Origin of the sequence: Asticcacaulis sp. AC402 (genome assembly GCF_000495835.1) — a bacterium.
Lineage (GTDB): Bacteria > Pseudomonadota > Alphaproteobacteria > Caulobacterales > Caulobacteraceae > Asticcacaulis.
Map to the genome: position 1 here is coordinate 1 of NZ_AWGC01000059.1, position 2,662 is coordinate 2,662.

At 53.2% G+C, this 2,662-nt stretch carries 1 rRNA gene; it reads right to left on the minus strand.

Annotated elements, in window-relative coordinates:
• Window positions 1-18 precede the first annotated feature (18 nt).
• Window positions 19-2,662 (minus strand): 23S ribosomal RNA (locus ABAC402_RS39980); the annotation flags it as partial.

Here is a 2,662-nt window from a genome sequence, read left to right on the forward strand (position 1 = left end):
CATGCGTTGTGTTGAGGAACGATCAAGCCGATCGGATTATTAGTACCGGTTAGCTTCACTCCTCACGGAGCTTCCACACCCGGCCTATCAACGTGGTAGTCTTCCACGATCCTCAGCGAGACCTTGTTTTGAGGTGGGTTTCCCGCTTAGATGCTTTCAGCGGTTATCCCGTCCATACTTAGCTACCCTGCTGCGCGGCTGGCGCCACGACAGGTCCACCAGAGGTATGTCCATCCCGGTCCTCTCGTACTAGGGACAGATCCTCTCAAGTCTCGAACACCCACGGCAGATAGGGACCAAACTGTCTCACGACGTTCTGAACCCAGCTCACGTACCTCTTTAAATGGCGAACAGCCATACCCTTGGGACCTGCTCCAGCCCCAGGATGAGATGAGCCGACATCGAGGTGCCAAACTTTGCCGTCGATATGGACTCTTGGGCAAAATCAGCCTGTTATCCCTAGAGTACCTTTTATCCGTTGAGCGATGGCCCGTCCACGAAGGACCACCGGATCACTATGGCCGACTTTCGTCTCTGCTCGACTTGTCAGTCTCGCAGTCAGGCGGGCTTATGCCATTGCACTCGTCGAGCGATTTCCGACCGCTCTGAGCCCACCATCGCGCGCCTCCGTTACACTTTGGGAGGCGACCGCCCCAGTCAAACTACCCACCACGCCATGTCCCGGACCCGGATAACGGGCCGCGGTTAGACGTCAGCATCAATAAGGGTGGTATTTCAAGGATGGCTCCACGAGGACTGGCGCCCCCGCTTCATAGCCTCCCACCTATCCTACACATGTTGATGCTAACGCCAAGGCGAAGCTATAGTAAAGGTTCATAGGGTCTTTCCGTCTGACCGCGGGAACCCCGCATCTTCACGGGGAATTCAATTTCGCTGAGCCTATGCTGGAGACAGTGGGGAAGTCGTTACGCCATTCGTGCAGGTCGGAACTTACCCGACAAGGAATTTCGCTACCTTAGGACCGTTATAGTTACGGCCGCCGTTTACCGGGGCTTCAATTCGCAGCTTGCACCACTCCTTTTAACCTTCCGGCACCGGGCAGGCGTCAGACCCTATACGTCGCTTTACAGCTTCGCAGAGCCCTGTGTTTTTGATAAACAGTCGCTACCCCCTAGTTTGTGCCACTTGGATCTGGTTGCCCAGAGCAAGTCACGCTTATCCCGAAGTTACGCGTGTAATTTGCCGAGTTCCTTCAGCATAGTTCTCTCAAGCGCCTTGGTATACTCTACCTGACCACCTGTGTCGGTTTCGGGTACAGTCTCTGTGTGAGTTATTTCCAGGGACAACGCCCCTGCACAGACAATCCAATAAGTCCGTACAAGTTATGCCATCCGTCACTTCACACTGGCTCCGGAATATTTACCGGATTCCCATCGACTACGCCTTTCGGCCTCGCCTTAGGGGCTGGCTAACCCTGCGCAGATTAGCTTTACGCAGGAACCCTTGGTCTTTCGGCGAGAGTGTCTCTCACACTCTTTATCGCTACTCATGTCAGCATTCTCACTTCTGATACCTCCAGCCAACCTCACGGTTGACCTTCACAGGCTTACAGAACGCTCCGCTACCGCTCACTTACGTGAACCCATATCTTCGGCGTATGGCTTGAGCCCCGTTACATTTTCCGCGCAGGATCGCTTGATCAGTGAGCTGTTACGCTTTCTTTAAAGGATGGCTGCTTCTAAGCCAACCTCCTGATTGTCAAAGCAATCCCACATCGTTTCCCACTTAGCCATAACTTGGGGGCCTTAGATGATGGTTAGGGTTGTTTCCCTTTTCACGACGGACGTTAGCACCCGCCGTGTGTCTGCCGGATAGTTCTCCTGGGTATTCGGAGTTTGGTTAGAATTGGTACAGCTCGCGCCGCCCGCATCCATCCAGTGCTCTACCCCCCAGGGAATACATCCGACGCACTACCTAAATAGTTTTCGCGGAGAACCAGCTATGTCCAGGTTTGATTGGCCTTTCACCCCTATCCACAAGTCATCCGAATCTTTTTCAACAGATATCGGTTCGGACCTCCAGTAAGTGTTACCTTACCTTCATCCTGCTCATGGATAGATCACCTGGTTTCGGGTCGTCATGCGACGAACTTAACGCTCTATTCAAACTCGCTTTCGCTACGCCTACACCTAACGGCTTAAGCTTGCTCGGCACATGAAGTCGCTGACCCATTATACAAAAGGTACGCCGTCACCGCGCTTGGCGGCTCCGACTGCTTGTAGGCTTCCGATTTCAGGATCTGTTTCACTCCCCTTGTCGGGGTGCTTTTCACCTTTCCCTCACGGTACTTGTTCACTATCGGTCGTAGAGGAGTACTTAGGCTTGGAGGGTGGTCCCCCCGTGTTCAGACAGGATTGCACGTGTCCCGCCCTACTCGAGTCTCTTGCTATTTAACGTCTACGGGACTGTCACCCGCTATGGTCAGCCTTTCCAGACTGTTCGACTTTATTTCACAAGAGCACTGGCCTGGTTCCCGTTCGCTCGCCACTACTAGGGAAGTCTCGGTTGATGTCCTTTCCTACGGGTACTGAGATGTTTCAGTTCCCCGCGTTTGCTTAATAACCCTATGTATTCAGGTCATTATATCTTAAAACAACCAACCAATCTAAAGATCCCGGGTCACCCCAGGCAAACGCCTCAC